This is a genomic window from Delftia sp. DT-2, from assembly GCF_028401915.1.
Classification (GTDB): domain Bacteria; phylum Pseudomonadota; class Gammaproteobacteria; order Burkholderiales; family Burkholderiaceae_C; genus Comamonas; species Comamonas tsuruhatensis.
Genome location: NZ_JAQOTI010000002.1, coordinates 61598 through 71774, shown reverse-complemented (window position 1 = coordinate 71774; position 10177 = coordinate 61598). Strand labels below are relative to the sequence as shown.

Here is a 10177-nt window from a genome sequence, read left to right as displayed (position 1 = left end):
TTTTCCCCCGCATGTCTTCGCCGCGACAAGCTTTCCATGCAAAATAGCACGAACGTTCGTTTTAACAAGAATTTCGCATGTCCAGCGTTTCCGCCCCACGCCGCACCGCTCGCTCTCCGACCAACTCCAATGCCGATCCCAAGGCCGGCTCTTCCGTGCACGAAGCGGCTGCGCCCGCGCCGCGCCGCGCGCTGCACAAGGGTCAGCAGACCAAGGCCACCATTGTGGAGGCTGCCCTGAACCTGGCCACGCACATCGGGCTTGAGGGCCTGTCCATAGGCGCTCTGGCCGAGCTGACGGGCATGAGCAAGTCGGGCGTGTTCGCGCATTTTGGCTCGCGTGAGGAGCTGCAGATTTCCGTGGTGCATGAGTACCACGACCGTTTCGAGCAGGAAGTGTTCTTTCCGGCGCTTCAGGCGCCGCGCGGCGTGGCGCGTCTGCGGGCGCTGTTCGACAACTGGATGAAGCGCACCTCCATCGAGCTGGACTCGGGCTGCATCTATATCAGCGGCGCCGTGGAGTTCGACGACCGCACGGGGCCGGTGCGCGATGCGCTGACGGCCTCGGTGCAGACCTGGCACGCAGCCATGCGCCGCACCATCGTGCAGTGCCGCGAATGCGGCGACCTGCGTGCCGACCTGGACGAGAACCAGCTGCTGTTCGAGATCCACGGCCTGATCCTGGCCCTGCATTACGAGGCGCGCTTCCTGCGCAACGAAGGCTCCATGCAGCGCGCCATCGACGGCTTCGAGAGCATTCTGGCGCGCTACGCCAGCCCGACCTGATTTTTCAGTTTCACCGTTTTCACCGCATCCACTGCAAACCCCGCCAACACAGGAGAAGACAAATGCCCAGCTACAACCCGCCCCTGCGCGACATGCAATTCCTCATGCACGAGGTGTTCAAGGTCACGGATGACTACCGGCAGATGACGGCGCATGCCGAGGTCGATGCCGACACCATCAACGCCGTGCTGGAAGAGGCGGGCAAGTTCGCGGCCAATGTGACGTTTCCGCTGAACATCAGCGGCGATGCCGAGGGCTGCGTGCTGAACAAGGAAACCCACGAGGTCACCACGCCCAAGGGCTTCAAGGAGGCCTACCAGAAGTACGTGGAAGGCGGCTGGCCTTCACTGTCCTGCGACACGGCCTATGGCGGCCAGGGCCTGCCCTTTGCGGTGAACTCGGCGCTGTACGAGATGCTCAACAGCGCCAACCAGGCCTGGACCATGTACCCCGGGCTGTCGCACGGCGCCTACGAGGCCCTGCATGTGCATGGCACGGAAGAGCAAAAGAAGCTGTACCTGCCCAAGCTGACCAGCGGCGAGTGGACCGGCACCATGTGCCTGACCGAGCCCCATTGCGGCACCGACCTGGGACTGCTGCGCACCAAGGCCGAGCCCGTGGCCGGCGCGCCCGAGGGCACCTACAAGATCACCGGCAACAAGATCTTCATCAGCGCTGGCGAGCACGATTTCACAGAGAACATCGTCCATCTGGTGCTGGCCCGCCTGCCCGATGCGCCCCCGGGCTCCAAGGGCATCAGCCTGTTCGTGGTGCCCAAGTTCGTGGTCAAGGCCGATGGCTCGCTGGGCGAGCGCAACCCCATCTTCTGCGGTGCGCTGGAGCACAAGATGGGCATCCATGGCAATGCCACGGCTCAGATCAATATCGACGGCGCCATCGGCACCCTGGTGGGCCAGCCGAACAAGGGCCTGCAGGCCATGTTCGTGATGATGAATGCCGCCCGCCTGGGCGTGGGCAACCAGTCGCTGGGCCTGACCGAGGTGGCCTACCAGAACGCCCTGGCCTATGCCAAGGACCGCCTGCAGATGCGCAGCCTGTCGGGAACCAAGGCCAAGGACAAGCCGGCCGACCCCATCATCGTCCACCCCGACGTGCGTCGCATGCTGCTGACGGCCAAGGCCTATGCCGAAGGCGGCCGCGCGCTGGTGACCTACTGCGCCTTCCTGATCGACAAGGAGTTCAACCACCCCGACGAAAAGGTGCGCAAGGACAGCGCCGAGCTGGTGGCGCTGCTGACGCCCATCGTCAAGGCCTTCATCACCGACAACGGCTGGACGGCCACCACCATGAGCCAGCAGGTCTATGGCGGCCATGGCTTCATCACCGAATGGGGCATGGAGCAGTTCGTGCGCGATGCGCGCATCAACATGATCTATGAAGGCACGAACGGCATCCAGGCGCTGGACCTGCTGGGCCGCAAGGTGCTGGGCAACCAGGGCGCATCGCTCAAGAAGTTCGGCAAGCTGGTGGCGCAACTGGTGGAGGAAGAGGGCGTCAACGAGAAGATGGCCGAGTTCATCAATCCCATCGCCTACCTGGGCGACCAGATGACCAAGTTCACCACCGAGATCGGCTTCAAGGGCATGCAAAACCCCGACGAGGTGGGCGCCGCCTCTGTGGACTACCTGCGTGTGGCGGGCCACCTGGTGTTCGGCTACTTCTTCGCCCGCATGGCCCAGGTGGCGCTGCGTGAAATCGCCAAGGGCAACACCGACCCGTTCTACCAGGCCAAGCTGCAGACCGCGCGTTTCTACTTCGCCAAGCTGTTCCCCGAGACCGCGACGCTGATGCGCACGGCCCGCGCAGGCAGCAAGTCCCTGATGGACACGGACGCGGCGCTGGCCTGAACGGCTTCACTCCAACATGGGAGCACGGGCTGTGCGCATCAGCGTGGCCTGTGCGCCTTTCTAGGCGAAAGGGGTTTGAAATGAAGGCATATCAAGCACTGGCAGCAATGGTGCTGGGCCTCGCGGCCGTCGCGGCGCAGGCGCAGATGACGCCCGTGGGCCTGTGGAAGAGCGTGGACGACAAGAGCGGCGAAGCCAAGTCCGAGATCCGCGTGGCCGAGAACGACGGCGTGGTCACGGGCCGCATCGAGCAGATCCTGCGCAAGGGCGCCGATCCGGCCGCCACCTGCACCGAATGTTCTGACGACCGCAAGGGCCAGCCGCTCAAGGGGCTGGAGATCATCCGCGGCGCCAAGAAGGCCGAGGGCAAGGACGTCTGGGAAGGCGGCAAGATCCTCGACCCCGAAAACGGCAAGACCTACACCCTGCGCCTGACGCCCATCGAGGGCGGCGCCAAGCTCGAGGTGCGCGGCTCCATCGGCCCCTTTGGCCGCACCCAGACCTGGGTGCGCGTGCAGTAAACCATTCCGGAAGGCGGCCGCAGCGGCCACCTCCCTCCCACTTGTGGAACATCCATGTCCCGATTCAATGTGAAGAAAGTCGCCGTGCTCGGCGCTGGCGTGATGGGTGCGCAGATCGCGGCCCATCTGGTCAATGTCAAGGTGCCCGTGGTGCTGTTCGACCTGCCTGCCAAGGAAGGCCCGAAAAGCGGCATCGCCGAGCGCGCCATCGCCAACCTCAAGAAGCTCAAGCCTTCGCCCATCGGCGTGGCCGAGGACGCGGACCTGATCCAGCCCGCCAACTACGAGGAGCACCTCAAGCTGCTCAAGGGCTGCGACCTGATCATCGAGGCCATTGCCGAGCGCATGGACTGGAAGCTCGACCTGTACACCAAGATCGCGCCCCATGTGGCCAAGCACGCCATCGTGGCGTCCAACACCTCGGGCCTGTCCATCACCAAGCTGTCCGAGGCGCTGCCCGACGCGATCAAGCCGCGCTTTTGCGGCATCCACTTCTTCAACCCGCCGCGCTACATGCCGCTGGTGGAGCTGATCGCCACGCCGACCACGCAGCCCGTGGTGCTGGACCAGCTCGAAGCCTTCGTCACCAGCGGCCTGGGCAAGGGCGTGGTGCGCGCCAAGGACACGCCCAACTTCATCGCCAACCGCATCGGCATCGCCGGCATGCTGGCCACGATGAAGGAGGTCGAGAACTTCGGACTGACCTTCGACGTGGTCGATGACCTCACCGGCAAGAAGCTGGGCCGCGCATCCAGCGGCACCTTCCGCACGGCCGACGTGGTGGGCCTGGACACCATGGCCCATGTGATCAAGACGCTGCAGGACAACCTCAGCGCCGAGACCGATCCCTTCTACGCCAGCTTCGGCACGCCGCCCGTGCTGGCCAAGCTGATCGAGCTGGGCAACCTGGGCCAGAAGGCGAAGAAGGGCTTCTACAAGAAGGTCGGCCGCGACATCCTGCAGTTCGAGCTGGACAGCGAGGACTATGTGCCCGCAGGCGGCAAGGCCGACGAGGTCTATGGCCGCATGCTCAAGAAGCCTGCTGCCGAGCGCCTGAAGCTGCTGCGCAATGCCGAGGGGGCGCAGGGCCGCTTCCTGTGGGCCATCCTGCGCAACAGCTTCCACTACGCGGCCATCCACCTGGAGAGCATTGCGGAGTCCGCACGCGACGTGGACCAGGCCATGCGCTGGGGCTTCGGCATGAAGCAGGGCCCGTTCGAGCTGTGGCAGGAAGCCGGCTGGCTGGAAGTGGCGAAGATGGTCCAGGAGGACATCGATGCCGGCAAGGCATTGAGCAAGGCACCTCTGCCCAAGTGGGTCTTCGAAGGCCCGGTGGCCGAGGCCGGCGGCGTGCACACGGCGCAGGGCTCGTGGAGCCCTGCCAAGGGCCAGTTCGTGCCCCGCCGCGTGCTGCCCGTCTACGAGCGCCAGATCTTCCCCGAGAAGCTGCTGGGCGAAGACAGCCTGCCCGACTGGAAGACGGCAGGTACCACGATCGCCGAATCCAAGGCGCTGCGCACCTGGACGCTGGACGGCCAGATCCTGATCGCCAGCATCAAGAACAAGATGCACGCCATCAGCCCCGAAGTCATGGAAGCGCTGATGGAGGCCGTGGACGTGGCCGAGACCGACTTCCAGGGCATGGTCATCTGGTCGGGCGATGCGCCGTTCAGCGTGGGCGCTGACCTGGAAGCCACCATGCCGGCCTTCGTGATCGGCGGCGCCGACGCCATCGAAAGCGTGGAGCAGGAGCTGCAAAACCTGATGCTGCGCATCCGCTACGCCCAGGTGCCCGTGGTTGCGGCCATCCATGGCATGGCGCTGGGCGGCGGCTGCGAGCTGGCTGTGTACAGCGCACGCCGCGTGGCGCATATGGAAAGCTACATCGGCCTGGTGGAAGTCGGCGTGGGCCTGGTGCCCGGCGCGGGCGGCCTGACCTACATCGCGCGCCGCGCGGCAGAGAACGCCGCCACCAGCACGGGCAAGGACCTGCTGCCCTTCCTGACCGAAGGCTTCACGGCCGCGGCCATGGCCAAGGTGGGCACCAGCGCCATCGAGTCGCGCAAGCTGGGCTACCTGCTGGACAGCGACCTCATCGTGCCGCACAAGGACGAGCTGCTCTTCGTCGCCATCAACGAGGCCAAGTCCATGGCCGCAGGCGGCTGGCGCGCGCCGCTGCCGCGCAGCTTCCCCGTGGCGGGACGCAGCGGCGTGGCCACCATCAAGGGCTCGCTGGTCAACATGCGTGACGGCGGCTTCATCAGCGAGTTCGACCAGCATGTGGCCAGCCTGATCGCCAACGTGGTCTGCGGCGGCGACGTGGATGCGGGCACCCTGGTGGACGAGGCCTATCTGATGAAGCTCGAACGCAAGGCGTTCTGCCACCTGATCGGCCATCCGAAGACCCATGAACGCATTCTCGGAATGCTGAACACCGGCAAGCCCGTCCGCAATTGATATGCCCCCCCTGAGTCGCTTCGCGCCTTCCCCCCAGGGGGACGACAGCCTCGCGGCGGGGCGGCCCTTGCTTGCTGTCCCTGACTTGGGACATGCGTGCGTTGCGGGCCGCGAATAACTGAGATCTAGGAGCAATCTCCATGAAACAAATCCAAGACGCCTACATCGTCGCCGCCACGCGCACGCCCATCGGCAAGTCGCACAAGGGCTTTTTCCGCAACTACCGTCCCGACGACCTGCTGGCGACCACGCTGAAGGCCGCGCTGGCCCAGGTGCCGGGGCTGGACCCGGCTGCCATCGAGGACATCATCTGCGGCTGCGCCATCCCCGAGGCCCAGCAGGGCCTGAACGTGGCGCGCATCAGCGCCGTGCTGGCGGGCCTGCCCACCAGCGTGGGCGGCATCACCGTGAACCGCTTCTGCGCCTCGGGCCTGTCGGCCGTGGCCATGGCGGCGGACCGCATCCGCGTGGGCGAGGCCGACGTGATGATCGCGGCCGGCGTCGAGAGCATGAGCATGGTGCCCATGATGGGCAACGCGCCCTCGCTGTCGCCGTCCATCTTCGAACGCGACGGCGACGTGGGCATTGCCTACGGCATGGGCCTGACGGCCGAGAAGGTGGCCCAGCAGTGGAAGGTCTCGCGCGATGCGCAGGACGCCTTTGCGCTGGAGTCGCACCGCCGTGCCCTGGCCGCGCAGCAGGCCGGCGAGTTCAAGGACGAGATCACGCCCATCGAGGTCACTGACCGGAGCCTGGACCTGGCCAAGGGCGAGCCCGTGGTGCGCACGCGCACCGTGGAGTTGGACGAGGGCGCACGCCCCGACACCAGCCTCGAAGGCCTGGGCAAGCTGCGCACCGTGTTCGCGGCGCGCGGCTCGGTGACGGCCGGCAACAGCTCGCAGACCAGCGATGGCGCAGGCGCGCTGATCCTGGCCAGCGGCGCCGCCGTGCAGCGCTTCGGCCTCACGCCGCTGGCGCGCTTCGTGAGCTATGCCAGCAAGGGCGTGCCGCCGGCCATCATGGGCATCGGCCCCATCGAAGCCATCCCGGCCGCGCTGCGCTATGCGGGCCTCAAGCAGGACGACATCGACTGGTTCGAGCTCAACGAAGCCTTTGCCGCCCAGTCGCTGGCCGTGGTCAACACGCTGGGGCTGGACCCCGCCAAGGTCAATCCCATGGGCGGCGCCATCGCCCTGGGCCACCCGCTGGGTGCCACAGGCGCCATCCGCTCGGCCACCGTGGTGCATGCGCTGCGCCGCAAGCAATTGCGCTACGGCATGGTGACGATGTGCGTCGGAATGGGCCAGGGCGCCGCCGGCATCTTCGAGCGGGTCTGACCGTTGCTCAAGGCCCCGTTCGCGGGGCTTTGTCTTTTTCGCTCATCCCATTTTTTCCCATCCATGCGAGCCGGCACAGAAACGGCACCGACCAGGAGACAGCCATGGAACAACACCAACTCAGCAGCGACGGCGCCACGCTGGCGCTGCGCGTCTACACGCCCGCTGGCCCGCCACGCGCCAGCGTGGTCATCGGCGGGGCCATGGGGGTGCGCCAGGCCTTCTACGAGGCCTTTGCCACCTGGCTTGCGGGCCAGGGCTATCGGGTGACCAGCTTTGACTACCGGGGCCATGGCGATTCCCTGCAAGGCTCTTTGCGCCAGGTGCGTGCCGACCTGTGCGACTGGGCGCGCGACTACGAGGCGGTCATCGCCCATGCCAAGGCGCAGCTGCCGGACCAGCCGCTGTTCCTGATCGGCCACAGCCTGGGCGCCCAGCTGCCGGGCCTGCTGCGCTCCCCGCAGCTGGTGGACGGCCTTTTGAGCATTGCGGCCGGCAGCGGCTACTGGCGCGACAATGCGCCCCGCCTCAAGCGCCTGGTTCCCTATTTCTGGCATGTGCTGGTGCCCGTGGCCACGCGCCTGTGCGGCTACTTTCCGGGCAGGCGCCTGCGCAAGGTGGGCGACCTGCCGGCCGGCGTCATGCTGCAGTGGCGCCGCTGGTGCCTGAATCCGCGCTACAGCGTGGGTGCTGAGGGCGAGGCCGCCGCGCGCAGCTACGCCGCCGTGCGCTTTCCGGTGATGGCGCTGTCCATGAGCGACGACGAACTCATGACCTGGCGCGGCACCGAGCACCTGTTCGCGCTCTACGCCAATGCCCCCAGCCGCATCGAGCGCATCGAACCCAAGGCCCTGCAGTTGCGGCGCATAGGGCATTTCGGCTTCTTCCGCGCCGATATGCGCGACGCGCTCTGGGGCCGGGCCGTGGACGTGTTCTCGGGCTGGACCAAGGCGCCGGCCGCCGCGGCCCACCCGCGCTTTCCCTCACCCGCAGAGTCGCCGGCTTGACGGACGCGGGCGCCGCTTGCCATCACACTCGTTTGCCATGAGCACAGACATCCATCCTCTCGACCAGGCCGTGGCGCTCACGCCCACCGGCGCCGTGGGCCACTACCAGGGCCAGACCACGCAGGACTACTGGAACATGGTGGGCCCGTACGGCGGCATCACCGCCGCCGCGCTGGTGCGGGCCATCCAGCAGCATCCGCTGTGCCTGGGCGATCCGCTGTCCATCACCGTCAACTACGCGGCCGCGCTGGGCGCGGGGCGCTTCGACATCGAGGCCCGCCCCGTTCGCACCAACCGCTCCACCCAGCACTGGCTGCTGACCATCACCCAGCCCGACCAGGACGGCGATGCCCAGGTCGTCACCACGGCCACGGCCGTCACGGCCGTGCGGCGCAGCACCTGGGGCGGCACCGACCTGGCCATGCCCGAGGTGCCGTCGCCCGCCGCCGTGCCGCGCGTGCCGCCGCTGGGCGGCGTGGAATGGCTCAACCGCTACGACATGCGCTTTCTCGACGGCATCATTCCCCAGACCTGGGATGGCCGCGAGACCGACAGCCTCACGCGCCTGTGGGTGCGCGACGAGCCGCCGCGCGCACTGGATTTTTGCGCGCTGGCCGGCCTGGCTGACGTATTCTTCCCGCGCGTGTGGCTGCGCCGCGCACAGCGCACCCCGGCGGGCACGGTGTCCATCACCGTCTACTTCCATGCGGGGCGCGAGGAACTGGCTGCCGCAGGCACGGGCCACCTGCTGGCCCAGGCGCGCGGCCAGGAATTTCGCAACGGCTTCTTCGACCAGAGCGCCCAGCTGTGGAGCGAGGCCGGCGTGATGCTGGCGAGCAGCCACCAGATCGTGTATTTCAAGGAATAAGCAAGGCAAGACCATCATGAGCGAAACCACCCAGGACATCCTCGTGCACACCGAAGCCGGTGTCTGCACCATCACCTTCAACCGCGCCGACAAGAAGAACTCCATCACCGAGGCCATGTACGCCAGCATGGCCGATGCGCTGGCCCAGGCCGGCGAAGACGCCGCCGTGCGCTGCGTGGTCTTCCAGGGCGACATGGCCATCTTCAGCGCGGGCAACGACATTGCCGACTTCCTCAAGCAGTCGGCCGGCGGCGCCGCCAGGCCGGAGGGCGAGCAGCGCCCCGTCTGGCGCTTCCTGCACAACATCGCCGCCTTTCCCAAGCCCGTGATCGCCGCCGTCTGCGGCCCGGCCGTGGGCATCGGCACGACCTTGCTGCTGCACTGCGACCTGGTCTATGCGGGCGACAACGCGGCTTTCTCGCTGCCCTTCGTGAACCTGGGCCTGTGCCCCGAAGCGGCCTCCAGCCTGCTGCTGCCCCAGATGCTCGGCTACCACCGCGCGGCCGAGGCCCTGCTGCTGGGCGAGCCCTTCCTGGCCGAGGCCGCCCTGGAAGTGGGCCTGGTCAACCGCGTCGTGCCGCCCAGCGAATGCAATGCGCTGGCCCAGGCCCAGGCCAGGAAGCTGGCCGCCAAGCCGCTGTCGGCCCTGATCGAGACCAAGCGCCTCATGAAGGCCGGCCAGTCCGGCCTGGTGCGCGAGCGCATGGCCGAGGAGGGTGCGAGCTTCGGCAAGCTGATGGGCGGGCCTGCTGCCAAGGAGGCGTTCACCGCGTTCATGGAGAAGCGCAAGCCGGACTTCAGCCAGTGCTGAAATCCACGAAGGCCTCTGAGGCGCCCGTGCAGTTCGAGCCCGAGTTCATCGCCGGGCTGCGCGAGGTGTTCGAGCGCCAGATCGCCTTCAACCAGGTGCTGGGCCTGCGCATCACCGAAGTGCTGCCCGAGCGGGTTGAAGGCCGCATCACCATGCGGCCCGAGCTCATAGGCCACGCGGCCTACCAGCGCATCCACGGCGGCGTGATCAGCGCCGGCCTGGACTCCATGGGCGGCCTGGCCGTCATGGCGGCCATCGGCGCCAAGCATATGGACGACGCACCGCTGCAGCGCCTGCACCGCTTCTCGCGCCTGGGCACCATCGACCTGCGCGTGGACTACCTGCGCCCCGGCATCGGCAGCGAATTCATCCTGCGCGCCGAGGTGCTGCGGCTGGGTTCGCGCGTGGCCAACACGCGCATGGAATTCCTGGGGGCCGATGGCAGCTTGCTGTCCACGGGGACGGCGGCGTACATCGTTTCTTGAAGCATGGCCCGCTGACTGCGGGCCTTCTTTTTGCGTTT

The 10177-nt window shown here is 67.1% G+C and carries 9 protein-coding genes; all 9 read left to right on the top strand.

What is annotated here, in order from left to right; genetic code table 11:
- Positions 1–77: 77 nt before the first annotated feature.
- The 9 genes from PO605_RS02860 to PO605_RS02820 all read left to right on the top strand — a co-directional run bounded on the left by PO605_RS02860 (position 78) and on the right by PO605_RS02820 (position 10139).
- On the top strand, positions 78–785 hold the full coding sequence (locus PO605_RS02860) for a TetR/AcrR family transcriptional regulator (RefSeq protein ID WP_016446433.1): 708 nt from the start codon (positions 78–80) through the stop codon (positions 783–785).
- 62 nt (positions 786–847) lie between these two features.
- Positions 848–2653: an acyl-CoA dehydrogenase C-terminal domain-containing protein gene (locus PO605_RS02855; protein ID WP_017405915.1), complete on the top strand. Its 1806-nt coding sequence runs from the start codon at positions 848–850 to the stop codon at positions 2651–2653.
- Between the two features lie 80 nt (positions 2654–2733).
- Positions 2734–3174, top strand: coding sequence for a DUF2147 domain-containing protein (locus PO605_RS02850; protein WP_047474640.1), 441 nt, complete (start codon positions 2734–2736; stop codon positions 3172–3174).
- Positions 3175–3228: 54 nt separating this feature from the next.
- Positions 3229–5631: a 3-hydroxyacyl-CoA dehydrogenase/enoyl-CoA hydratase family protein gene (locus PO605_RS02845; RefSeq protein ID WP_017405914.1), complete on the top strand. Its 2403-nt coding sequence runs from the start codon at positions 3229–3231 to the stop codon at positions 5629–5631.
- Positions 5632–5771: 140 nt separating this feature from the next.
- A complete protein-coding gene (locus PO605_RS02840) occupies positions 5772–6968 on the top strand; it encodes an acetyl-CoA C-acyltransferase (protein ID WP_017405913.1) in 1197 nt (398 codons plus the stop codon).
- Between the two features lie 104 nt (positions 6969–7072).
- On the top strand, positions 7073–7975 hold the full coding sequence (locus tag PO605_RS02835) for an alpha/beta hydrolase family protein (protein WP_047474638.1): 903 nt from the start codon (positions 7073–7075) through the stop codon (positions 7973–7975).
- Between the two features lie 37 nt (positions 7976–8012).
- Complete coding sequence (locus tag PO605_RS02830; RefSeq protein ID WP_016446427.1) at positions 8013–8843, top strand: acyl-CoA thioesterase; 831 nt, start codon at positions 8013–8015, stop codon at positions 8841–8843.
- Between the two features lie 16 nt (positions 8844–8859).
- Positions 8860–9654, top strand: a complete 795-nt coding sequence (locus PO605_RS02825) for an enoyl-CoA hydratase (RefSeq protein WP_013804194.1) — start codon at positions 8860–8862, stop codon at positions 9652–9654.
- A complete protein-coding gene (locus PO605_RS02820) occupies positions 9648–10139 on the top strand; it encodes a thioesterase family protein (protein WP_043819902.1) in 492 nt (163 codons plus the stop codon). The genes PO605_RS02825 and PO605_RS02820 overlap by 7 nt, the downstream gene beginning before the upstream one ends.
- Positions 10140–10177: the final 38 nt, after the last annotated feature.